Genomic DNA, 24522 nt, shown 5'->3' with positions numbered 1-24522 from the left:
CTTACCCCGCGCCGCCGCTTCCGGGCGACGCACCGGCACCCCTATTACCGATCCGGCCGAAAGCCGCCTGACCCCCGACCCGGCACGGAACCGTTGCCGCGAAGCCACGAGGCCGTGACTGTGGTCGGGTCAGCAGCGATCGGCACAGCAACGCGGAGGACCACGATGGACACGACGACCACCTCGGGACTGCATGCGCGGTTTCTGCGCGGGCTGGCCCGTTCCGAGTCCCGGCCGGCGGTCAGCGTCGGCGGGCAGACGCTGACCTACGGCGAACTGCACGAGCGGGCGTTGCTGTGGGGCGGCGCGCTGGCGGAGTCCGGCGCCCGCACGGTAGGGGTGCTGGCCGGCAAGGGCGTCACCGCCTACGCCGGGATTCTGGCCGGGTTGTACGCGGGGGCGACGGTCGTCCCGCTGCGGCCGGACTTCCCGGCGGCCCGGACCGCGCAGATGGTCGAGGCGGGGGAGGTGGACGCGCTCATCGCCGACGAACGCGGCCTGACCGTGGCTCCGCCGGTGAAGACGCTGCTGGCTCCGGAGGCCGGTCAGAAGGGATTGCTTCACCCGAAAACCGCGCTCAGCGAGCCCGTGGCCGTGCGGCCGGAGGACTCCGCGTACATCCTGTTCACCTCGGGCTCCACGGGTCGGCCGAAGGGAGTCCGGATCGGCCACGGCTCCACCGAGCACTACTTCGGCCTGCTCGACGCGCGGTACGACTTCACCCCGGACGACGTGTTCTCCCAGACGTTCGACCTGAACTTCGACTGCGCCATGTTCGACCTCTTCTGCGCGTGGGGCGCGGGCGCGGAAGCGGTGGTCCTGCCGGGAGCTGCGTACCGGAATGTGCCGGCGTTTGTGGAGGAGCGCGGCCTCACCGTGTGGTTCTCCACGCCGAGCGCGATCGATCTGGTGCGTCGCACCGGACGGCTCACCCCAGATGCGATGCCCGGTCTGAGGTGGAGCTTCTTCGCCGGGGAAGCATTGACCGTCCGCGACACCGCGGACTGGCGGGCGGCGGCGGGCAACTCCGTGACCGAAAACCTCTACGGGCCTACGGAGCTCACCATCACCGTTGCCGGGTACCGGTGGGACGACGAGGAAACCCCGCGGATCGCGGTGAACGGCGTGGTGCCGATCGGCGCGGTGCACGAGGGGCACGAGTACGTGCTCATCGACGAGAACGAGGCGGGAGAGGGCGAGCTCGCCATCGCCGGACCGCAGCTGACGCCGGGCTACCTCGATCCGGCGGACGAGAAGGGCCGGTTCCTCGACCGCGACGGGCAGCGGTTCTACCGCACCGGCGACCGGGTGCGGCGGCTCGGCGGCGGCGACCTGGCGTACCTGGGGCGGCTTGACTCGCAGGTGCAGGTGCTCGGCTGGCGCGTGGAGCTCACCGAGGTGGAGCACGCGCTGGAGACGTGCGGGGTGCAGGCGGTGGCGCTCGGCGTCCAAGGGGACGGCGGGACGGAGCTGTTCGTCTTCTACACCGGTCCGCGGCGGCCGGTGATCGAACTGGTGCGGGCGCTGCGGGCGGTGCTGCCCGAGGGCGTGATCCCGCGGCGGTACGAGCACGTCGAGGAGTTCCCGTTGAATTCCAACCGGAAGATCGACCGGAAGACGCTCGCCGCGCGGGCCGCGGAGCTGCTGAGTCCGGTGCCCGCCTAGTCGTTCGCGAAAGGGCTCCTTGAGGGAATGCGGATTCCCTCAAGGAGCCCTTCGTGTTGTCCGGGTCGGAGCGGCAGAGTGCCAGCTAGGGGCCGTTAGGGGTGTGGATCACCGCCTGCGCGCGGATAACTTTCCGGACGTCGGGGAGCGATCCCGCGCAGGCACGGTGATTCTACGAATCCTTTCGGGAGTGGCAGTCGTGAACGAATCCGGTTCTCTCGTCCATGCCCTGCTCGACGCGGCGGCGGCCAGTGCGCCGGATGCCGCCGCGGTGCGCGACCGGGCGGGGGTGTGGACGTATGCCGAGCTGGCCGCTTGGAGTCACGCGGTGGAGGCGGTTCTCGCGCGGCGCGGGGTCGGGCGCGGCGATCGCGTCGTGGTGCAGTTGCCGACGGATCGGGCGCTGGTCGCGCTCTTCCACGGGACTTCGCGGCGGGGCGCGGTGTTCGTGCCGATCAATCCGGCGATGAAGCAGTTCCACTTCGATTCCGTCGTCGCGAACGCCGAGCCGGTGCTGATTATCCAGCCGGACGAGTTCGCTCCACTGTGGACGGAGGTCGAAGAAGCTCACCGCGAGCAGACCCGTGTCGAGCCGACTGAGGTCGATTTGGACGACGTCGCGGTGCTCGTGTACACCTCCGGCAGCACGGCCGCGCCCAAGGGCGTCATCGGGCCGCACCGGCAGGTCACCTTCGCGGCGGGCGCGATCCAGGCGGTGCTCGGCTACCGCCAGGACGACGTCGTCTTCTGCCGGTTCCCGATGTCCTGGGACTACGGCCTGTACAAAGTCCTCCTCTCGACACTCGGCCGCAGCGAGATCGTGCTCGCCGACGCCGAATCCGATCTTCGCCTGCTGCAACGGATGCGCGAGGTCGGCGCGACGGTCGTCCCGATCGTGCCTTCGCTCGCCACGATGATCGCCACCCTCGCCGAGCGGGAGCAGGGCGAATCGGCTCCGGTGCGGCTGTTCACCAACACCGGTGCGGCGCTGCCGGATTCGACGATCGCGAAGCTCCGCGCCGCTTTCCCCGGCGTCCGCGTCGTCCGCCAGTTCGGGCAGACCGAGTGCAAACGGATCACCGTCATGCCGCCCGAGGAGGACACCGAGCGTCCGGGTTCGTCGGGTCTTCCGCTGCCGGGGACGACCGTGTACATCCTCGCTGCCGACGGAACTCCGTTGCCCGCCGGGGAAATCGGCGAGATCGTGGCCGCCGGACCGCACGTGATGCCCGGCTACTGGCGCGCTCCGGAGCTGTCGGCGCGAGCGTTCCGCCGCGACGAGGCCACCGGCGAGCTCCGCCTGCACACCGGCGACTACGGCCGGCTCGACGAGGACGGCTACCTCTACTTCGAGGGCCGCCGCGACGACATGTTCAAGCGCAAGGGAATCCGGATGTCCACGTTGGAGATCGAGGCCGCCGCGATGGACATCCCCGGCGTGCGCGCGGCGGGCGCGATCCCGCCGAGCGAGACCCGGGACCTGGCGATCTGCGTGGAGAGCGACCTGCCGCCGACCACGGTGCTCAAGGAACTGGCGCAGCGGCTCGAGCCGCAGAAGGTGCCCGCGCTGTGCCACGTCGTGGACGAGTTCCCGCTCACCGCGCACGGCAAGAACGCGACGAAGGAACTCGCCCTGCTGGTGGAAGGTGCCCGCAAATGAGCAAGTACGACGAGCTGGCCGCACGGTTCGGCACGCCGGCTTACGTGTACGACCTTGACGTGACCGCGCAGTCGCGCGATCAGCTGTTCGGCCTGCTGCCGGAGGGCTTCGCGGTCTACTACGCGCTGAAAGCCAACCCGCATCCGGAGATCGCCCGCGAACTCCGCGAGGGCGGCTGCCGCGCGGAGATCAGCTCGACCGGCGAGCTGGCCAACGCGCTGACCGCCGGGTTCGCGCCGGAGGACATCCTCTACACCGGCCCGGGCAAGACTGACGGCGAGCTGGACGCGGCGATCACCGCGGGCGTCCGGCTGTTCTCCGTGGAATCGCTGACTGACCTGCAGCACATCGGTGCGGCGGCGGAGCGCCAGAACACCGTCGCGCGGTGCCTGTTGCGGATCAACACCACGCAGGGCAGTGCGTCGACCGGGATCCGGATGATGGGCCGCCCGTCGCAGTTCGGCGTCGACGCCGAGACCTTGCCCGAGCTGATGCCGCTGTTCAAGGCGGTCGCCGGGGCGAAGATCGTCGGCGCGCACTTCTTCACCATGAGCAACGCCCAGGACGAGGACGCGCTGCTCGGCGAGTACGAGTTCGTGCTGCAATCGGCCGCGCAGCTGCGTCAGGAGACGGGGCTGCCGCTGGAACTGCTCGACATCGGCGGCGGGTTCTCGTCGCCGTACGCGGTTCCCGGCGAGCGCACCGACTATCCGAAGCTGCGCAACGGTTTGGAACAGCTTCTCGACCTCTACCTGCCGGAATGGCGCGGCGGCGAGGTCGAGCTGGCCTGCGAATCCGGCCGCTACCTGTCCGGCACGTGCGGGACGCTGCTGGCCGGGGTCGTGAACGTGAAGGAGAGCCGGGGCCACCGGTTCGTCATTCTCGACGCCGGGATCAACGTGGTCGGCGGGCTTTCCGGGATCGGCCGTCTGCTGCCCGCCGCGGTCGGTGTCGACCAGGTCGGGGACAACCCGGGGCAGCTCGTCGGTCCACTGTGTACTCCCGGGGACTCGCTTTCGAAGGCCGCGAAGCTGCCCGAGCTGTCCGCTGGAGATCTGCTGACCGTGCCGAATGTCGGTGCGTACGGGGTCACCGCGAGCCTGATCAGCTTTCTCGGTCGGCCCGCGCCGACCGAAGTCGTGGTCCGCGGCGACGAGGTCATCTCGGTGTCGCGATTGGATTATCAGCGAGCTTATGAGGTGTCGCCATGAGCGAGGAAGTCCACGCGTACAGCGGCAGCGTCATCGAAGAACCCGCCGGGCGCACGGTGATCGTGAGCAGCATGGCGTCGGACTCGCACACCTGGAATCTGGTCTACCTCGAACTTCTCGTGGCGGAACTCGGCTTCGAGGTCGTGAACCTCGGTGCGTGCGTGCCGGACGAGCTGCTGGAGTCCGAATGCGTCAGCCGCCGTCCGGCGATGCTGGTGCTGAGCAGCGTCAACGGGCACGGCTACCAGGACGGGCTGCGGGTCGTGCAGCGGCTTCGCGCACAGCCGGAGCTGCGCCGGCTGCCGATCGTCATCGGCGGCAAGCTCGGCACCGGCGGACCGCTTTCGGACGAGCAGACCGCGGAACTGCTGTTCGCCGGGTTCGACGGAGTCTTCGACGAGCAGAACGCCGCCGCCTTCCGGCATTTCGCGGCCACGCTTCCCGGCGGCGTCAGCCAGTTGGAGGAGGCGTGAGCTTCGAGCGGTTCGTCGCGCAGCGGCACGCGGCCGGGGAACTGGTCGTGCAGCCGCGCATGGGCTTCGACAGCCCGGCCGCGATGCGCGCCGGTCTGGTCGCGACGAAACAGGCGAACGCCGCGACCGTCGGCACGCTCACGCTCGACAGCTACACCCGCGTCCGCGACACCGATTCCGCGGCACACGCGTTGCGGAACGGAATTCCGCTCAATGGCTACCCGATCGTCAACCATCCGCCCGAGGTGACCCGGGCGATGCTCGACGGTCTCGAAGGCCCGGACTTCCCGGTGCAGGTCCGGCACGGTTCGGCGCGGCCGGTGGACATCTTCCGCGCGATGATCGCCGCCGGGCTGCACGCCACCGAGGGCGGACCGATTTCCTACTGCCTGCCCTACAGCCGCACGCCGCTCGACGAGTCCGTGCGGAATTGGGCGTATTGCTGCGATCTGCTGGTCGACGCCGAACATCCGGGCGGCCGTCCGCATCTGGAGACGTTCGGCGGCTGCATGCTCGGGCAGTTGTGTCCGCCGAGCGAGTTGGTGGCGATCAGCGTCCTGGAGGCGTTGTTCTTCTACCGCAAGGGCGTGCGCAGCATCTCGGTGAGCTACGCGCAGCAAACGAATCTGCACCAGGACCGCGAAGCCGTCGCCGCGCTGCGCCGGTTGTGCGCCGAGCTGTTGCCGGAAGCGACCTGGCACGTGGTGATCTACGCGTACATGGGCCTCTTCCCGCGCACGCCCGACGGCGCGATGCTGTTGCTGGGCAAGGCCGCTGAGCTGGCGATGAGCACTGATTCGGAGCGGTTGATCGTGAAGACCGCCGCCGAAGCGCACCGCATCCCGACCGTCGAGGAGAACGTGACCGCGCTCGAACACGCGGCTGCGTCGGCGAGGGGGATCAAAGCCATCGTGGACGAGGACAACCAGGTCTACCGCGAGGCCTACGCCCTGGTCGACGCGGTTCTGAACAGTCACGCGGATCTCGACCGCGCGCTCGTGGTCGCCTTCAAACGCGGTCTGCTCGACGTGCCGTACTGCCTGCACCCGGACAACGCGGGACAGGCGCGCAGCACTCTCGACGCGGACGGCAGGCTCGGCTGGTCCGAGCTCGGTTCGCTGCCGTTGCGCGGGATCGCCGAACGCGCGCCGAGCGGCCGGATCACCTCGTCGACGCTCATGTCGGCGCTTTCCTACGTCCAGCACACCCATGACACCCAGGCATTGGAGCAGCCGATGACCGCGATCGGAGGGGAACCGCGATGAGCACTCGCCGGACTGTCCGGGCGTATCCGTTCGACATGCACGAGACGTCCGTTTCCGAGACCTACCACCAGTTGCAGCGCGACGAGCCGATGAGCCGGGTCCAGATGCCGTTCGGCGAACAGGCTTGGCTGGCGACGAAGTACGCCGACGTCAAGCTGGTGACCGCCGACCCGCGGTTCAGCCGCGAACTGGCACAGGGTCTCGACCAGCCGCGCATGCGTCGCCAGCAGATGGGCGACGGCATCATGGGGATGGACCCGCCGGACCACACCCGCCTGCGCCGCCTGGTGATGAAGGCGTTCACCGCGCGCCGGCTGGAGGCGATGCGCGAGAGCGTCCGCACCCTGGTGCACCAGCTGATCGACGAGATGATCGAAAAGGGCGCGCCCGGCGACCTCGTCGAGGACCTCGCACGGCCGCTGCCGGTGACGGTGATCTGCAAGCTGCTCGGCGTGCCGAAGGAAGACCATTCGATCTTCAGCGAGTGGACCCAGGCGCTCGTCGGCGATGCCACGGCGAAGGGCGACGTGCTCGACGTCTACGGCGACAAGCTGGACAACTATGTGGCCCAGTTGGTCGCGCAGCGCCGTGAGGAGCCGACCGACGATCTCCTCGGCGCGCTTGTGTATGCCCGTGACGCCGGCGACAAGCTCACTGAGAACGAGCTGATCGCGATCGCGGGCGCGGGGCTGCTCACTGGTGGCGTGGAGACGGTTTCCACGGCGCTGCCGAGCTTCATTTTCACCCTGCTGACCCAACCGGAACTGCTCGCGCAACTGCGGGCGCAGCCGGAGATCATGCCGACCGCGGTGGAAGAACTGCTGCGGTGGGTGCCGATCAACACAGCCGCGATGTTCGCGCGTTACGCCACCGAAGACATCCGGATCGGCGACGTCGTGGTGCGGACGGGCGACCCGGTGCTGCCCGCGCTGCACGCGGCGAACCGCGACCCGGAGGTCTTCGCGAACCCGAACGTCATCGACCTGACCCGCAGCCCGAACCCGCACGTCGCGTTCGGACACGGCCCGCACCACTGCATCGGCGCGCAGCTCGCGCGGCTGGAACTGCAGGAGGGGCTGAAAGCGATTCTGGAACGGTTCCCGGAATTGCGGCTCGCTGACGGGCGCGAGGGCGTGAAGTGGGAGTACGGGGTGATCGTGCGCGGCCCGTCGCTGCTGAGCGTCGCCTGGTGATTTCCCGCCCCTAACAACGTTTTCTGGGGATCCGGCGCGGCCCGAGTCCGGCCTACGATCCGATCGACGACCCATGAATGCTGCCTGGCTACCGCGGTGGAGTGCGCAATGCGTGAGAGTGACAAGAATCGGGAATCCGGCTTCGCGGAGCGGCTGACGCTTCTGCCGCCGGCGGACCGCGCGGGGTTCCTCGCCGACGTGGTCCACGACGCGACGCGGGCGGCGCTGCAGGCCGCGCTGCCTGAGGTTCCGGCCGTCCTCGACCCGGAGAAAGCGTTCTCCGACCACGGTTTCGACTCGCTCGCGGCGGTGGAGCTGCACGCGCAGCTGATCGACGCGACCGGGCTCGAACTGCCGGTGACGCTGGCCTTCGACTATCCGACCCCGGCCGCGGTCGCCCGGTTCCTGCACGCCGAGGTGTTCGGCGCGGAGGAGTCCGTCGCGGCGCTGGCCGGCGGTGCGGCGGACGACGAACCGGTCGCCATCGTCGGCATCGGCTGCCGATACCCGGGCGGCGCGGTGTCGCCGGAAGCGTTGTGGCAGCTGGTCGCCGACGAGGTGCACACGATCTCCGGCTTCCCGACCGACCGCGGCTGGGACCTCGACAGCCTGTATGACCCGGACCCCGACAAGCCGGGCAGCAGCTACGTCACCTCCGGCGGATTCCTGCCCGGCGCCGGGGAGTTCGACGCCGGGTTCTTCGGCATCGCGCCGCGCGAAGCGTCCGCGATGGACCCGCAGCAGCGGCTCGTGCTGGAGACCGCGTGGGAAGCGTTGGAGCGGGCCAAGATCGATCCGTCCGCGCTGCGCGGCACCCCGGCGGGCGTGTACATCGGCGCGGAGGCGCAGGAGTACGGACCGCGGCTGCACGAAGCTCCCGACGGTCTCGACGGCTACATGCTCACCGGCAACGCGCCTAGCGTCGTCTCCGGTCGCGTCGCTTACGCGCTCGGTCTGGAAGGGCCGACGCTGACCGTCGACACTGCTTGCTCCGGTTCGCTGGTCGCGCTGCACTTGGCGATGCAGGCGTTGCGGCGCGGGGAAACTCAGCTCGCGCTGGCCGGTGGTGTCGCGGTGATGGGCGCGCCGGGCACGTTCACGGCTTTCAGCCGTCAGCGTGGTCTCGCGGAAGACGGCCGGTGCAAGGCATTCGCCGCCGCCGCGGACGGCACTGGGTTCGCCGAGGGTGTCGGTGTCCTGGTGCTGGAACGGCTTTCCGACGCTGTCGCGAATGGACGCACGGTGCTCGCCGTGGTCCGCGGGTCGGCGATCAACTCCGATGGCGCGTCGAACGGCCTTACCGCGCCGAACGGTCCGTCGCAGCAACGCGTGATCAAGCGTGCGCTGGCTGACGCTGGTCTGGAAGCGTCCGATGTGGACGCTGTCGAGGCGCACGGAACCGGCACCCGGCTCGGCGACCCGATCGAGGCGCAGGCGCTGCTGTCCGCCTACGGTCAGGACCGCGAGACGCCGCTGCTGCTCGGGTCGATCAAGTCGAACATCGGCCACACGCAGGCCGCGGCGGGTGTCGCGGGCGTGATCAAGATGGTCGAGGCGATGCGGCACGGCGTGCTGCCGAAGACGCTGCACGTGGACGAGCCGACGCCGCACGTCGACTGGACCGCGGGTTCCGTCGAGCTGCTGACCGAGCAGCGAGAATGGCCCGCGAACGAACGTCCGCGCCGCGCTGGCGTTTCGTCGTTCGGTGTCAGCGGGACCAACGCGCACGTCATCATCGAGCAGGCTCCGGCTGTCGAGACCGTGGAAACCACCAGCGACGAGCTGCCGGTCGTGCCGCTCGTTGTCTCGGCGCGCAGCGAGGAAGCGCTGAAGGCGCAGGCTGCCGCGCTGGTGTCCACTGTGGAATCCAGCACTCTGACTGACCTCGGCTTCTCGCTTGCCACCACCCGCGCCGCGCACGACCAGCGCGCCGTGGTCGTTGCGGAGAATGTCGCCGAGGCTGTGCGCGGGTTGCAGGCGCTGGCGGCGGGGGAGCAGGACCCGAACGTCGTCCTCGGCGAACGCACTCCGGGCAAGCTCGCGATGCTGTTCACCGGACAGGGCTCGCAGCGCCTCGCGATGGGGCGTGAGCTGTACCTGGCGTACCCGAAGTTCGCCGAGGTCTTCGACGAGGCTGTCGATCACCTCGACGTGCAGATGGAAACCCCGTTGCGCGACGTCCTCTTCGGTGACAACGCCGAGGAACTGAACGAGACGCAGTACACGCAGTGCGCGCTGTTCGCGGTCGAGGTCGCGCTGGCGCGGCTGCTCGAATCGTGGGGCGTGCGGCCGGACATCCTGCTCGGCCACTCGATCGGCGAACTGGCCGCCGCGCACATCGCGGGCGTATGGTCGCTCGCCGACGCGTGCCTGGTCGTCGCTGCTCGCGGACGGCTTATGCAGGCGCTGCCGGAAGGTGGTGCGATGGTTGCCATCGCGGCGACCGAGGACGAGGTCCAGCCGCTGCTGGGCGACCAGGTCAGCCTGGCCGCGGTGAACGGTCCGACGTCGGTCGTCGTCTCCGGCGAGCGCGAAGCGGTGGAAGCCGTCGTGTCGGTGTTCCGCATGCAGGGCCGCAAGATCAGCGAGCTGCGCGTGTCGCACGCGTTCCACTCGCCGCTGATGGAGCCGATGCTGGCTGAGTTCCGCGAGATCCTCGAGGTGGTCGAGTACGCGGCCCCGGCGATCCCGGTCGTCTCGAACGTGACCGGCCGGATCGCGACCGCCGAGGAACTCTGCTCGCCCGGGTACTGGCTGTGGCACGTCCGCCGCGCGGTGCGGTTCGCCGACGGGGTCCAGGCCCTGGTCGACGCGGGCGTGACGACCGCGATCGAGGTCGGTCCGGACGCCGTGCTGTCCGCGATGGCCGCGGGCACCAGCGACGCCATCGCGTTCACCCCAGCGCAGCGCCGCGACCGGCCCGAGGCCGCGACCCTCGCGACCGCGCTCGGCCGTCTGCACACCCGCGGCGTGGCGATCGACTGGACCGCGTTCTTCGGCGAGGCGCAGATTGTCGACTTGCCGACGTATGCCTTCCAGCACAAGCACTACTGGCTCACCGCGCCGACCGGCCACGGCGACGCGGCCGACCTCGGCCAGCTGGCTTCCGGACACCCGCTGCTCGCCGCCGAGATCGGCTTGGCCGGCGACGACGGCCTGGTCCTCACCGGTCGCGTCGCATTCCGGACGCACCCGTGGCTGGCCGACCACGCGATCGCCGGTACCCCGGTTCTGCCGGGCACCGCGTTCGTCGAGATGGCTCTGCATGCCGCTGCGCAGGTCGGCTACGGCGTGGTTGACGAGCTGACGCTGCAGGCCCCGCTCGCGCTGCCGGAGACCGGTGGCGTCGCGCTGCAGACGCTGGTCGGCCCGGACGTCGACGGCCGCCGCACGATCGAGTTCCACTCCCGTCCCGACCACGACGCCGACGCGGCCTGGACCCGGCACGCCGTCGGTGTTCTCGCCGCCGGCCCGGTGGTCGAGCCCGCGCCACGCAGCGAATGGCCGCCTGCCGGTGCCGAAGTGGTCGCGACGAACGAGCTGTACACCGAGCTGGCCGAGCAGGGTTACGGCTATGGCCCCCTGTTCCAGGGGCTGCGTACCGCGTGGAAGCGCGATGACGTCGTGTTCGCCGAGGTCGCGCTGCCCGCGACTGGGCGCGACGCGGCGTTCGGCGTCCACCCGGCGCTGCTCGACGCGGTTCTGCACGCCACCGACTTCGCCCCGGGCGAGGCGCGCGAGCCGGACGAGATCCGGCTGCCGTTCGCGTGGACCGGCGTGCGGCTGCACGCTTCCGGCGCGACCGAGGTCCGGGTGCGGATCACGTCCCCGGCCACCGGCGGCGTCTCGATCGACGTGACGGACGTGGCCGGTACGCCGGTGCTGTCCGTCGAGTCGTTCCGCTCGCGGCCGGTCCGCGAGGCCGACCTCGGCACCCAGGCGCGCGACCTGCTGTACACCGTCGAATGGACCCCGGTCACCGTCACGGCCGAGCTGCCGTCGCTGGCTTCGCTGGGTTCGATCAGCGGTTTCGACGTTCCGGTGGTCGACTCGCTGGTGTCGCTGGTCGAGGTGCCCGACGTCGTGCTGCTGCCGGTTTCGGTGCCGGGCAACAACATCGCCGCCGCTGCCAAGCAGACCGCGCACCGCGTCCGGACTGTGCTGCAGCAGTGGCTGGAAGGCGACCGCTACGCCGGTGCGCGCTTGGTCGTGCTGACGCGCGGCTCGCTGGCCGACTCCGCCGTCCGCGGGCTGGTGCGTTCGGCCCAGGCCGAGCACCCCGGTCGCGTGGTCCTGGTCGAGGGCACCGCCACGGCGGCGACCCTGGCCACCGCGCTCGGCTCGGGCGAGCCTGAACTGCGCATCGACGGCGACACGGTCTCGGCCGGCCGGATGGTCCGGCTCGTGGCTGAGGCCGGGGAGCCGACCTGGCGTTCTGACGGCACCGTGCTGATCACCGGCGGGACCGGCGGTCTCGGTGCCCAGGTCGCGAAGCACCTCGTCACGAAGCACGGCGTCCGCAGTCTGTTGCTGCTCAGCCGTCGCGGGCTTAACGCGCCGGGCGCGGCGGAGCTGGTCGAAGAGCTGGCCGAACTGGGCGCGACCGCGAAGGTGGTCGCCTCGGACGTCAGCAAGAAGCGTTCCCTGTCGGCGGCGATCAAGAAGGCCGAGCACCCGCTGTCGGCCGTCGTGCACACCGCTGGCGTGCTCGACAACGCGATGATCGGTTCGCTGACCGCCGAGCAGCTCGACGCAGTGCTGGCCCCGAAGCTCGACGCGGCGTGGGCGCTGCACGAGCTGACCGCGGAGCTGGACCTGTCGGCGTTCGTCCTGTTCTCCTCCTCGGCGGGGCTCGCCGACGGTGCCGGACAAGCGAACTACGCCGCTGGCAACACCTTCCTCGACGCACTGGCCGAGCATCGGCACGCCGCTGGCCTTCCCGCGACGTCGCTGGTCTGGGGGCTGTGGGCCCCCGACGCCGGTCAGGCGATCGGCATGGGTGCGACACTGTCCGAAGTGGACCGTAACCGCATCGCGCGCCTCGGGCTGGCTCCGCTGACCGTGTCGGAAAGCCTTGCCGCGCTTGATGCCGCGCTCGGCACCGGTGTTCCGACGGTGGTCCCGACCCGCGTTGACCGCGCTGCCCTGCGGTCGCGTGGCGAGGACGTTCCGGCCGTGCTGCGCGGGCTCGTGCCCGCCGGCCGCCGCCGGATCGCCGTCGCCAGCGGGGAAGTCACGCCCGAGCAGCAGTTCGCCGAGCGGTTCGCGCACCTCGCCGAGGCCGACCGCGACCGCGCGCTGCTCGACCTGGTCCGCACGCACGTCGCGGCCGTTCTCGGCCACGACAGCGCGGACGCGATCAGCCCGGCCCGCCCGTTCGGCGAGATCGGCTTTGATTCGCTGGCCGCGGTGGAACTGCGCAACATCCTCGACTCGGTCACCGGCATGCGGCTGCCCGCGACGCTGGTGTTCGACTACCCGACGCCGCGCGCGCTAGCCGAGTACCTGGCGTCGCGGCTCGCCGGGCTGGCTCCGACTCGCACGATCACTCCGGTGACCACGGTCGACCCGGAGGAGCCGATCGCCATCGTCGGCATCGCCTGCCGCTACCCGGGCGGCGTCGAGACGCCGGAAGACCTGTGGCGGCTCGTGTCCGAGGGCGAGGAAGCGCTGTCCGGCTTCCCGGTCGACCGCGGCTGGAACGTCGACTCGCTGTACGACCCGGAGCCCGGCAAGCCCGGCCACTCCTACGTCAAGCACGGCGCCTTCTTGCACGACGCGGCCGAGTTCGACGCGGACTTCTTCGAGATCAGCCCGCGCGAGGCGGCCGCGATGGACCCGCAGCAGCGGCTGCTGCTCGAGGTGTCCTGGGAAGCCTTCGAGCGCGCCGGGATCGACCCGGTCGGCCTGCGCGGCAGCGCGACCGGTGTGTTCGCCGGCGTGATGTACCACGACTGGGGCACCCGCCTCGGCACGGTTTCCGACGACATCGCGGGCTACCTCGGCAATGGCAGCCTCGCCAGCGTCGTGTCCGGTCGCGTGTCGTACGCACTGGGGCTGGAAGGTCCGACGGTCACCGTCGACACCGCGTGTTCGTCGTCGCTGGTCGCGCTGCACTGGGCGGTGCAGGCGCTGCGTCGCGGCGAGTGCACGCTGGCGCTGGCCGGCGGTGTCACCGTGATGTCCACTCCGGACACTTTCATCGACTTCAGCCGTCAGCGCGGGCTTTCCGCCGACGGCCGGTGCAAGGCGTTCGCCGAAGCGGCGGACGGCACCGGCTGGGGCGAGGGCGCGGGTATGCTGCTCGTCGAGCGATTGTCTGACGCACGTCGCAACGGGCACCCGGTGCTCGCGGTTCTGCGCGGCTCTGCGGTGAACCACGACGGCGCGTCGAACGGCCTTACCGCGCCGAACGGTCCTTCGCAGCAGCGGGTGATCGCCAAGGCGCTGGCTGACGCTGGTCTGCGGCCGTCCGAAGTGGACGCTGTCGAGGGCCACGGCACCGGAACCACGCTGGGCGACCCGATCGAGGCCCAGGCGCTGCTGGCCACCTACGGGCAGGACCGTTCCGAGGACCAGCCGCTGTGGCTCGGGTCGATCAAGTCCAACATCGGCCACACGCAGGCCGCGGCGGGTGTCGCGGGCATCATCAAGATGGTCATGGCCATGCAGCACGGCCAGTTGCCGCAGACGCTGCACGTCGACCGTCCGTCCACTGTGGTCGATTGGGAGACCGGCGCGGTCCGGCTGCTGACCGAATCGCGGGAGTGGCAGGTCGACCGGCCGCGCCGCGCCGCGGTGTCGTCGTTCGGCATCAGCGGTACGAACGCGCACGTCATTCTGGAGCAGGCGCCGGCGATTCCGGTCGAGCGGGCTTCGGAGACGCAGACGATCGTTCCGGTCGCGCTGTCCGGCCGGTCCGCTGCCGCGGTGCGCGGACAGGCGGCGCGGCTGCGTTCTTGGCTGGCAGAAGGCGTTTCCGTCGCGGAGATCGCGCGTTCGCTGGCGGCGACGCGTGCCTCGCTCGAACACCGCGCGGTGGTGGTCGCCGAGACCGCGGGAGAACTCGCCGACGGACTCGACGCGCTGGCTGGCGGCGACGCACCGACCGGTCAGGTCGTGGACGGAAAGCTCGCCTTCCTGTTCTCCGGACAGGGCGCGCAGCGAGTCGGCATGGGTCGCGAGCTTTACGATGCGTATCCGGCCTTCGCGACCGCCTTCGACGCGGTGTGCGCGGCAATCGACCCGTTGGTCGACGTGCCGCTGCGGGACGTCGTGTTCGGCACCACCGAGCTCGCCGACCGCGGACTGCTGGACCAGACGCAGTACACCCAGACCGGGCTGTTCGCGGTCGAGGTCGCGCTGTTCCGGCTCGCCGAGTCGTGGGGCTTCCGGCCCGACGCGCTCGCGGGGCACTCGATCGGCGAACTGGCCGCGGCTCACGTCGCGGGCGTTCTTTCCCTTGCCGACGCGGCAAAACTGGTCGCCGCGCGCGGCCGGTTGATGGGTGCGCTGAACGACCGTCGCGGCGCGATGGTCTCGCTCGCCGCGACCGAAGAGGCGGTCCGGGAACTGCTGCGCGGCCATGAGGACGAGGTCAGCATCGCAGCGGTCAATGGTCCGGCCGCCGTGGTCGTCTCGGGCGACGCAGATGTGGTCGCCGAGATCGAGCGAGCCGCTGGCGATGTCCAAACGCGACGGTTGCGCGTGAGCCACGCGTTCCACTCGCCGTTGATGACGCCGATGCTCGACGAGTTCCGCGAGATCGCCGCCGGGCTGACCTACGAGGCGCCGAAGATCCCGATTGTCTCGACGGTCACCGGGAAACTCGCCACCGACGACGAGCTGCGTTCGCCGGAGTACTGGGTCAACCATGTCCGCGAGACCGTCCGATTCGGTGCCGCGGTGTCGACGCTGGCGGAGAGCGGCGTCCAGACGTTCCTGGAGATCGGGCCGGACAGCGTGCTGTCCGCGCTAGGCCAGCAGAGCGTCGACGCGGAGTTCGTCCCGTTCGGACGGCGCGACCAGGACGAGGTGCGCACCGCGCTCACCGCGGCCGGTCGCCTGCACATCCGCGGCGCGGTGAAGCTCGGCCCGCTGCTGGGCGACGGTCCGGTCCGGCTCGACCTGCCGACGTATGCCTTCCAGCACAAGCGTTACTGGCTCGACGCGACACCGTCCGGCGATGTCACTTCGGTCGGTCAGCAGCCGCTGGCGCACCCGATGCTGGGTGCCGTCGTGGCACTGTCCGGTTCGGACACCACTGTCCTCACTGGACGGTTGTCAGCCTCGTCGGTGCCATGGGTTGCCGACCACGTGGTGAAGGGCGCGATCCTGGTGCCCGGCACCGGATTCGTCGAGCTCGCGGTCGCCGCCGGCGACCAGGTGGGCCACCCGACGGTGGAGGAGCTGACGCTGCAAGCGCCGCTCATCCTGTCTCCGGACGGCGCGGTCGCGCTGCAGGTCGTGGTCGGCCCCGCGAACGGCGACCGCCGCCCGGTCACCGTGTTCTCCCGCCCGGTCGAATCGGACGGCGACTGGACCCAGCACGCGCTGGGCACGCTGTCCGCGACTGCCCGGCCGGAACCCGCTGGCCTCACCGAATGGCCGCCGGCGGGCGCGACCCCGATCCCGGTCGAGGGCGCGTACGAGCGGTTGAACGACCGCGGCTACGGCTACGGCCCGGCGTTCCAGGGGCTCACCGCCGCGTGGCGACGGGGCAACGAGGTGTTCGCCGAGGTCGCGCTGCCGGAACCGGCCGCGTCCACGGCGGGTTCCTACGGCCTGCACCCGGCGCTGCTCGACACCGCGATGCACGCCGACCTGCTCGGCGACCCGAGCGGTTCGACGCTGCTTCCGTTCGTGTGGAACGGAGTCACGCTGCACGCCGTCGGCGCTTCGGTGCTGCGGGTGCGGATCGTGCGGCTGGACGGCGACGAACTGTCCTCGATCGAGGTCGCGGACGGCGAAGGCAACCCGGTCGCTTCGGTGGAATCGCTGGTCTCGCGGCCGGTGCGGACCGAACTGGCCGCGCAGGCGGAGACCACGGACGGTTCGCTGCTCAAGATCGGCTGGCAGTCCGTGCCGGTCCCGGCCGCGGAGCCGGGCGACGTCGTCGCGATCGGCCGTGGCCGAGTCGGCGTGGCTGCCACCTACAGCGGGTTCGCGGACCTGCTCGGAGCGGTGGACCGCGGCGAGCCGGTGCCCGGTCTCGTGACGCTCTCGGTGCCTGCCGCGGAGGGTGCGGTGCCGGAAGCGGCCCGGGCCAACGCGACCTGGCTGCTTGCCGAGATCCAGGCGTGGCTGGCCGAAGCGCGGCTGACCGACACGAAGCTCGCCGTCATCACGCAGTCGGCGGTCTCGGCAGGTGAGTCCACTGTGGACGTCACCCAGGGGCTGCTGTGGGGCCTCACCCGGGCGGCGCAAGCCGAGCACCCCGGACGCGTGTTCCTGATCGACGCGGACGCGGAGACGAAGGTCGAGACGATCGCCGCGGTGGTCGCCTCGGGCGAGCCGGAGTCGGCGATTCGGGCTGGCTCGGTGCTCGCTCCGCGCTACACCCGCACCGAATCGACCGGCACCACGGCGTGGGACGGCACGGTCCTGATCACCGGTGGCACCGGCGGTCTCGGCAGCCTGCTGGCGCGCTACCTGGTGGCCGAGCACGGGGTGCAGAGCCTGGTGCTCACCAGCCGTCGCGGGCTTGACGCACCGGGTGCCGCGCAGCTGGCCGAAGAGCTGACCGACCTGGGCGCGACCGTCCAGGTGGCGGCCTGCGACGTTGCCGACCGCGAGGCGGTCGAGCAGCTGATCAACGGCCTTCCGGACCTCGGCGCGGTGGTGCACGCCGCCGGTACCGCAGACAGCGGCGTCTTCGACTCGCTTACCGCGGAGCAGCTCGCCGCAGTGCTGCGACCGAAGGTCGACGCGGCCTGGCACCTGCACGAGCTGACCGCCGACCGGCAGCTGTCGGCGTTCGTCATGTTCTCCTCGGCGGGCGGCCAGGTGCTGCCGGCCGGACAGGCGAACTACGCGGCGGCCAACGCGTTCCTCGACGGGCTCGCCGAACACCGGCGCGCGGCCGGGCTTCCGGCCACCGCGCTGGCCTGGGGCTTGTGGGCGGAGAACACCGGACTCGGCGGCGACCTCGCCGAAGCCGACCTCGCCCGGATGGCCCGCCTCGGCCTGCCCGCGGTGACCGCCGAGCAGGGTCTGGCCCTGTTCGACGCCGCCGTGGCCACCGAAGACGCGGTCATCGCGCCGCTTCGCGTGGACGTTCCGGCGCTGCGGGCGCGCACCGACGAACTGCCCGCGCTGCTGCGTGGTTTCGTGCCGCCGAAGGCGCGTCGCGTGGCGAAGGCGGCCAAGGCGGCGGACAACGCGCTCGCCGACGAACTGGCCGCGCTGGTCGAAAGCGAACGGGACCGGGTGCTGCTCGACCTCGTCCGCACGCAGGTCGCTACGGTGCTCGGCTACGCGGACAAGTCCGAAGTGGACGGAACGCGGGCGTTCAAGGAGCTGGGCTTCGACTCGCTCGCCGCGGTCGAACTCCGTAACTTGCTCGGCACCGCGACCGGCCTCACGCTGCCCGCGACGCTGATCTTCGACCACCCGACCGCCAAGGCCGTCGCGGACTTCGTCAAGGGCAAGCTCCTCGGCGCTGTCGCGAAGACTCCGGCGACGATGGCCCGGACGAACGCGTCGATGCAGGAACCGATCGCGATCGTCGGCATGGCCTGCCGCTACCCCGGCGGCGTCCGGTCGCCGGAGGACCTGTGGCAGCTGCTGGTCGACGAGGTCGACGCGGTCTCCGGCTTCCCGACCAACCGCGGCTGGGACATCGAAGGCATCTACGACCCGGAACGCGGCAAACGCGGCAAGACCTATGCCAACCAGGGCGGCTTCCTGCACGACGCGGCGGAGTTCGACCCGGCGTTCTTCGGCATCGGCCCGCGCGAGGCGATGGCGATGGACCCGCAGCAGCGGCTCCTGCTGGAAACCGCGTGGGAGGCCATCGAACGCGCCGGGATCGACCCGACCGTGCTGCGCGGCAGCCTGACCGGCGTCTTCACCGGCGCGATGTACGACGACTACGGCAGCCGCGCCCCGGGCGCTCCGGCCGACGTCGCCGCCTACATCCCGAACGGCAGCTCCGGCGCGGTCGTCTCCGGCCGCATCTCCTACCTGCTCGGCCTCGAGGGCCCGAGCATGACGGTCGACACCGCGTGCTCGTCCTCGCTGGTCACGCTGCACCTCGCGGTGCAGGCGCTGCGGGCGGGGGAGTGCGGACTGGCGCTCGCCGGCGGTGTCACGGTGCTGTCGCAGTCGGATCTGTTTGTCGACTCGAGCCGCCAGGGCGTGCTTTCGCCCAACGGACGGTCGAAGTCGTTCTCGGCGGCTTCCGACGGTGTCGGCTGGGCTGAGGGCGCGGGTCTGCTCCTGCTGGAGCGGCTGTCCGACGCGCAGCGCAACGGGCACGAGGTGCTCGCGGTGGTCCGCTCCAGCGCGGTCAACCAGGACGGTGCGTCCAACGGCCTGACCGCCCCGAACGGCCCGTCGCAGGAACGCGTGATCCACGCGGCCCTCGCCGCCGGTGGCCTGCAGCCGTCCGATGTGGACGCTGTCGAGGCGCACGGTTCGGGTACGAAGCTGGGCGACCCGATCGAGGCGCAGGCGTTGCTGGCCACCTACGGCCAGGACCGCGACCGGCCGCTGTACCTGGGTTCGGTGAAGTCGAACATCGGGCACGCGCAGGCGTCCGGTGGCGCGGCTGGCGTGATGAAGGTCGTGCAGGCGTTGCGGCACAACATGTTGCCGAAGACGATGCACGTCGACGCGCCGTCGCCGGTCGTCGACTGGACCACGGGCAACATCGAGCTGCTCACCGAACCGCGGCCGTGGGTGCGCAACGGTCACCCGCGTCGCGCCGGCGTCTCGTCCTTCGGCATCAGCGGCACCAACGCGCACATCATCATCGAGGAGGCACCGCCCGCTCCGGCCACCGAAACCCGGCGCACCGCACCGGAACTCCCGGCGATCCCGTTGCCGCTGGCCGGTTCAGTCGCGTCGGCGCTCGCCGACCAGGCCGCCCGGCTGGCCGCGCACCTGCGGGCCAACCCGGACGTCAGCCTGACCGACATCGGCTACTCGCTGGCCACCGGTCGCGCCGCGCTCGACCACCGCGCGGTGGTCCTGGCGGCCGACCGCGAAGCGGCGCTCAAGGCGCTCGACGGACTGGCCGACGGCCGGACCCCGGCGGGCACCGTGGCCGGGACGGTCAGCGCGGCCGACCTGACGGCGTTCCTGTTCACCGGGCAGGGCGCTCAGCAGCCGGGCATGGGACGCGGGCTGTACGAGGCGTTCCCTGCCTTCGCCGGAGCGTTCGACGAGATCTGCGGACTCTTCGACGCCGAGCTGGAAACCCCGCTCAAGCAGGTGATCTGGGAAGACTCGCCGCTGCTCAACCAGACCGCGTACACGCAATGCGCGCTGTTCGCGATCGAGGTCGCGCTGTACCGGCTGGTCGAATCCTGGGGTGTGACGCCGGATTACGTCGCCGGGCACTCGATCGGCGAACTCGCCGCGGCACACGTCTCCGGAGTGTTCTCGCTGGCCGATGCCTGCTCGCTGGTCGCCGCTCGTGGCCGGCTCATGCAGGCGTTGCCAGCCGGAGGCACGATGGCGGCGATCGCCGCGACCGAGGACGAGGTGCGTGCCTCGCTGCCTGACGGGGTCGACATCGCGGCGGTGAACGGGCCGCGGTCGGTGGTCATCTCGGGTCCGGAAGAGGCGGTGCTTGCCGCCATGGCGACTTTCTCCGACGCTGGTCGCCGGACGAAGCAGCTGGTCGTGTCGCACGCGTTCCACTCGTCGCTGATGGAGCCGATGCTGACCGAGTTCTCGGTGGTGGCGGAGAAGCTCACCTACTCCGCGCCGTCGATCCCGGTGGTGTCGAACGTGACCGGCAAGATCGCGACCGCCGCCGAGTTGTGCTCGCCGCAGTACTGGGTGGGCCACGTGCGGGAGGCCGTCCGGTTCGCCGACGGGGTCGGCACGTTGCTCGCCTCGGGCGTGACCCGGTTCGTTGAACTGGGTCCGGACGCGGTGCTCACCGGGATGGCCCGCGAGTGCGACACCGCGGTCGCCGACCGGCCGGACCGGGTCGTCCAGGTGCCCGCGATGCGCCGCGGGCGGGCCGAGGTGCCGACCGTGTTCACCGCGCTGGCCACGCTGTTCTCCCGGGGCGGGAAGATCGACTGGAAGGCGCTGTTCGCCGGGCAGGGTGCGTCCACTGTGGACCTGCCGACCTATGCGTTCCAGAACAAGTCGTACTGGCTCGACGCGACGAAGCCGACTGGCGACGTCAGCACTTTGGGCGCGCAGTCCGCCGGACACCCGCTGCTGGGTGCGCTGGTGGAACTGCCCGATGGCGGCGCGGTGCTGACCGGACGGCTGTCGGTCGCGACGCAGCCGTGGCTCGCCGACCACGTGGTGATGGGGCGGACGATGCTGCCCGGCACCGCGTACGTCGAGCTGGCGATGCACGCCGGTGACCAGGTCGGCTGCGACCTGCTGGAGGAGCTGACCCAGCAGGCACCGCTGTTGCTGCCGGAAGACGGGGTCGACCTGCGCGTGGTCATCAGCGCGCCGGACGGCAGCGGTCGCCGGGAGCTGTCGGTGCACTCGCGGACCGAGGCGGGCTGGGTTCAGCACGCGGCGGGCACGCTGGCCAATGGCTCGGCTGTGGACTTCTCGCTGAGCGAGTGGCCGCCGTCCGGTGCCGAATCGGTTGACCTGACCGGGTTGTACGACGACCTGGCCGACCTCGGTTTCGGTTACGGGCCGACGTTCCGCAACCTGCGGGCGATCTGGCTGCGCGAAGGCGAGGTGTATGCCGAGGTCGCGCTGCCGGAAGGCACCGCGGCGAACGACTTCGGCCTGCACCCGGGCCTGCTCGACTCGGCGCTCGGCGCGACGGACTTCCTGATCCCGGGCGGTCCGAAGGCGTTGACCGAGACGACGATCCCGTTCGCGTGGAACTCGGTGTCACTGCAGGCCAGCGGCGCTACCGCGCTGCGGGTGCGGGTACGGAAGACCGAGAGCGGTTCGTCGCTTGACCTGGCTGACACTGCTGGTGCTCCGGTCGCTCAGATCGCTTCGCTGGTCACGCGGCCGGTGTCGGAAGGCCAGCTCGGCACGAAGGTGCCGGACTCGCTGTACCGGATCGAATGGCAGCCCGCTTCGGGCGTGCGGCTCGTGCCTTCGCTGGACGGCTGGGCTGTGCTCGGCACCGACGATCTCGGTCTGGGCGTGCCGCTGAAGGCCGAGCCGGTCGACGCGGAGGTGCTGGTGCTGCCGGTCGGCTCCGGTACCGGTTCTATTCCGGCGCAGGTGCACCAGATCGTGCAGGACACGTTGCGGCACTTGCAGAACTGGCTGTCGATCGGGGACGGCAAGCTGGTCGTGGTCACTCGCGACGAGCTGGTGCAGGCTCCGGTCTGGGGCTTGGTGCGGGCCGCGCAGGCGGAGAACCCGGGCCGGATCCAGATCGTGGACCTCGACGCTTCTCCCGCGTCGGCTCGGGCGCTGCCCGCGGTCGTGGCCTCCGGCGAACCCGAAGCCCGGTTGCGGAACGGCGAGGTGCGCGTGCCGCGGCTGACCCGGGTCACCGAGGTTGGCGAGCCGGTCGACTGGGACCCGAACGGCACGGTGCTGATCACCGGCGGCGCGGGCCTGCTCGGCGGACTGCTGGCCCGGCACCTGGTCGCACGCGGTGCCCGTGACTTGGTCCTGACCAGCCGCCGCGGTCTCGACGCGGCGGGGGCGCGGGAACTGGTCGACGAACTGGCCGGCGAGGGCGCGAAGGTGACTGTCGCCGCGTGCGACGTCACCGATCGGGACGCGCTGGCGAAGCTGCTCGACACGCTGCCGCGGCTGACCGCCGTGGTGCACGCGGCCGGGCAGATGGACAGCGCGGTGCTGAGTGCCTTGACGCCGGAGCAGGTCGAGAACGTGTTGCGGCCCAAGGTCGACGCGGCCTGGAACCTGCACGAGCTGACGGCAACTCGGGACCTGGCGGCGTTCGTCCTGTACTCCTCAGCGGGTGGTCTGCTGCTCGCTGCCGGACAGGCAAACTACGCGGCGGGCAACGTGTTCCTGGACGCGCTGGCCGAGCACCGGTCTTCCCTCGGCCTCCCGGCGACGTCGCTCGCGTGGGGCCCGTGGGAAGGCACCGACGGCGAAGTGGACCTGGCACACATCGCCCGGTCCGGGGTCGCGGAACTGTCGGCGGCTGAGGGTCTGGAACTGTTCGATGCCGCGTTGGCTGCTTCGTCGGCGGCGTTGGTGCCGGTGAAGCTCGACCTCAAGGACGCGGACCGCGCTTCGGCCCTGCTGAAGGGCCTCGCCACTGCCGCCCCGCGGCGGGCAGCGGTTGCCTCGTCGGCGTCGGCAGCGCCGGAGGCCGGGTTCGCTGACAAGCTCGCCACGCTCCCGACGGACGAGCGAGACTCGGCGGCGCTGGAGTTGGTGCGCGAACACACGGCGGCGGTTCTCGGGTATGACGACGCTTCAGCGGTCGGGGTGGAGAAGGGCTTCACCGACTTGGGCATCGATTCGCTAGCCGCGCTGGAGCTCCGCAACCGGCTCGGTGCTGCGACTGGCCTGCGGCTGCCTGCGACGTTGATCTTCGACTACCCGAGTCCGTTGCCGCTGGCTCGGCACCTGTTGGAGGAGCTGGCACCTGCTGTTGCGGAGGAGGTCGTCGAAGAACTGAACGGCACTGATGAGGCGGCGGCTGCGGTGGCTTCGATGGATCTGGCCGACCTTGTCCGGTCGGCGATGGGTGGTGCCGAGGAGTCGGGTGAGTCGCAGTGATCGGTAGGTGCGCTTTTTTAGCTGGGCCGGTTGTCGCCTTGCGGTGGCTGGTTGGGGCGGATAGCTAACGGTTCTGTGCGGCCAGTTAGTGCTGGTTGTCTGGCAGCCCGTGTCGATCGCGATGATCGGCACGGGCTGCTGGCGTTCCTGGCGGGTGCGACCTGCCTGGCTTGGCGCGCTTGGTCAGGCCCGACCCGGCTCGTCCTGCATGGTCCGCTCGAACGAAGGCGGTTTCCTTTACACCGCCGCCGCTTCCGAGCTGGAGTTCTTCGGCATCAGCCAGCGTGCGCCGGATCCAGCCATTCTCCGAGGGGTGACACGTGCGCGCGTCGTCCTGCGTGCGTGTGGAACTCGTTCTCCGGGTCGGAAGCCTCGACGTAGTTCGCGACTTTGTCCGGCTGCTCCGCTTCGTAATGCATCGGGGCCGCGTACTGGGCGTCGAGGATTTCCCCGGCCGCGGCGGCCTGCATCGGGTCCATCGCAGCGGGCGGCGGACTCGGCGGCTGGAGGTGCGGCGCGTCGACCACCGCGCCGTTGGCGGGCAGGAATGCCGAGTCGAACGGGCTGAAGCGGCGTGCGATGAGCCACCAGGAACCGTGGAAGATTGTGTCGCCGTCGTGGAAAACGCGTGGTCCGTCGGCCTCGACTGCCCAGTTCAGCTGCGGGCCGCCCAATCCGTCGACCGCAAGGAGCGCGGTGACGCGGAACGGCTGCGCGCGGTCTGCGCCAACTCGGTGGCCTATCGGGAAGAACCACTGCTTCCCGGCGGCTGCCTGATGACTGCGGCGCTCACCGAGTACGGCGGCCGTCCCGGCCGGCGCCGCGCGATGCGGTGGCCGAGGTGTGGTCGCGCTGGCGGGAACAGCTGCGCGCCGACTTGACCGCCGCGGTGGCGAGCGGTGAGCTGCCGGGCGGGTTCGATGTCGATGAGGCGCTGTTCGAGATCGTCGCTGCCGGGCTGGCGTTGAACGCTGCCACGTAGCTCCAGCACCACCGGGCGGCTGCGGGCCGGGCGCGCCGTGCGGTTGAACGGGCTCTCGACCAGTCCTGACTGGCTGGCTGTTCGCTTCGCTTCGGGGATGTGACCGCGTTCCAGCTGCCGGGCTAGTCCGGGGTTTCCCGGTGCCGGGGCGTGCTGGGGCGCTTCGGCCGAGTGCGTCGCGTGGTGCGTTGTGCAGT

At 70.7% G+C, this 24522-nt stretch carries 10 protein-coding genes; 9 read left to right on the top strand and 1 reads right to left on the bottom strand.

The annotated features are described in order from the left end of the window. Nucleotides 1-165 precede the first annotated feature (165 nt). The 7 genes from EIZ44_RS17600 to EIZ44_RS17570 all read left to right on the top strand — a co-directional run bounded on the left by EIZ44_RS17600 (nt 166) and on the right by EIZ44_RS17570 (nt 23343). Entirely contained in the window at nt 166-1665 is a 1500-nt protein-coding gene (locus EIZ44_RS17600; protein ID WP_134729779.1) for an AMP-binding protein, read from the top strand. A 190-nt stretch (nt 1666-1855) separates the two neighbouring features. Next, nucleotides 1856-3325, top strand: coding sequence for an AMP-binding protein (locus tag EIZ44_RS17595; RefSeq protein ID WP_240691336.1), 1470 nt, complete (start codon nt 1856-1858; stop codon nt 3323-3325). Continuing rightward, the gene (locus EIZ44_RS17590) at nt 3322-4536 is read left to right on the top strand and encodes a type III PLP-dependent enzyme domain-containing protein (RefSeq protein ID WP_134729777.1); all 1215 of its coding nucleotides are present in this window, start codon (nt 3322-3324) and stop codon (nt 4534-4536) included. Before EIZ44_RS17595 ends, EIZ44_RS17590 begins: the two co-directional genes overlap by 4 nt. Next, the gene (locus EIZ44_RS17585) at nt 4533-5009 is read left to right on the top strand and encodes a cobalamin B12-binding domain-containing protein (RefSeq protein WP_043836784.1); all 477 of its coding nucleotides are present in this window, start codon (nt 4533-4535) and stop codon (nt 5007-5009) included. The genes EIZ44_RS17590 and EIZ44_RS17585 overlap by 4 nt, the downstream gene beginning before the upstream one ends. Then, on the top strand, nt 5006-6274 hold the full coding sequence (locus EIZ44_RS17580) for a methylaspartate mutase (protein ID WP_134729775.1): 1269 nt from the start codon (nt 5006-5008) through the stop codon (nt 6272-6274). The genes EIZ44_RS17585 and EIZ44_RS17580 overlap by 4 nt, the downstream gene beginning before the upstream one ends. Further along, nucleotides 6271-7467, top strand: coding sequence for a cytochrome P450 (locus EIZ44_RS17575; protein ID WP_134729773.1), 1197 nt, complete (start codon nt 6271-6273; stop codon nt 7465-7467). The genes EIZ44_RS17580 and EIZ44_RS17575 overlap by 4 nt, the downstream gene beginning before the upstream one ends. Nucleotides 7468-7575: 108 nt before the next feature. Beyond that, nucleotides 7576-23343 (top strand): type I polyketide synthase, encoded by a 15768-nt coding sequence (locus EIZ44_RS17570; protein WP_205673193.1) that lies wholly within the window; start codon nt 7576-7578, stop codon nt 23341-23343. A gap of 275 nt (nt 23344-23618) precedes the next feature. Here EIZ44_RS17570 and EIZ44_RS17565 read toward each other — a convergent pair whose 3' ends face one another. Further along, nucleotides 23619-24017, bottom strand: coding sequence for an MBL fold metallo-hydrolase (locus EIZ44_RS17565; protein ID WP_240691335.1), 399 nt, complete (start codon nt 24015-24017; stop codon nt 23619-23621). Between EIZ44_RS17565 and EIZ44_RS46275 the strand changes: the two genes are divergently transcribed. Both EIZ44_RS46275 and EIZ44_RS45530 read left to right on the top strand, forming a co-directional pair. Beyond that, nucleotides 23940-24224, top strand: a complete 285-nt coding sequence (locus EIZ44_RS46275; RefSeq protein WP_439098603.1) for a TetR family transcriptional regulator C-terminal domain-containing protein — start codon at nt 23940-23942, stop codon at nt 24222-24224. The genes EIZ44_RS17565 and EIZ44_RS46275 overlap by 78 nt on opposite strands. After that, a complete protein-coding gene (locus EIZ44_RS45530; RefSeq protein WP_240691334.1) occupies nt 24176-24325 on the top strand; it encodes a TetR family transcriptional regulator C-terminal domain-containing protein in 150 nt (49 codons plus the stop codon). Before EIZ44_RS46275 ends, EIZ44_RS45530 begins: the two co-directional genes overlap by 49 nt. Nucleotides 24326-24522 lie beyond the last annotated feature (197 nt).

Source organism: Amycolatopsis nivea (assembly GCF_004522235.1).
Lineage (GTDB): Bacteria > Actinomycetota > Actinomycetes > Mycobacteriales > Pseudonocardiaceae > Amycolatopsis > Amycolatopsis nivea.
Note: the sequence above shows the minus strand (reverse complement) of the source record. Positions and strands in the feature narration are given on the sequence as shown.